The organism is Massilibacillus massiliensis, from assembly GCF_900086705.1.
GTDB classification, from domain to species: Bacteria; Bacillota; Negativicutes; order FLKF01; family FLKF01; genus Massilibacillus; species Massilibacillus massiliensis.
In genome coordinates, this window is sequence record NZ_LT575483.1 from 1 (window position 1) to 367 (window position 367).

At 39.0% G+C, this 367-nt stretch carries 1 rRNA gene and 1 other annotated feature (1 of these 2 cut by a window edge); the gene reads left to right on the forward strand.

What is annotated here, in order from left to right:
* Nucleotides 1–127, forward strand: a 16S ribosomal RNA gene (locus tag BN6559_RS00045); the annotation flags it as partial.
* Nucleotides 1–367, forward strand: a sequence feature (mutual gap in cmsearch alignment for this rRNA model is longer than 100) (it continues 2,167 nt past the right edge of the window). Its footprint overlaps the rRNA gene before it by 127 nt.

Sequence of the window (367 nt, forward strand, 5' to 3'; positions counted from 1 at the left end):
AAAGTCAGTCACACCCAAAGCCGGTGGGGTAACCGTAAGGAGCCAGCCGTCTAAGGTGGGGCCGATGATTGGGGTGAAGTCGTAACAAGGTAGCCGTATCGGAAGGTGCGGCTGGATCACCTCCTTTCTAAGGAGACAAGAAAGTTTAAATGCACTTTTGTAATCCAAGGTCGACACATTTGGCACTACATTGTCTAGTTTTGAGGGAATACGAAAGTATGATCTCAAGATGTTCTTTGAAAACTACACAGAAGAAAATAAAATGTATGAAAACCTCTCTAAATTTTAGAGAGTGAATTAACGAGCATTTTAGGATTCAAAATTAAAATTAAGCATTTAAGTATAAACTTAATGGCTAAATTGATTT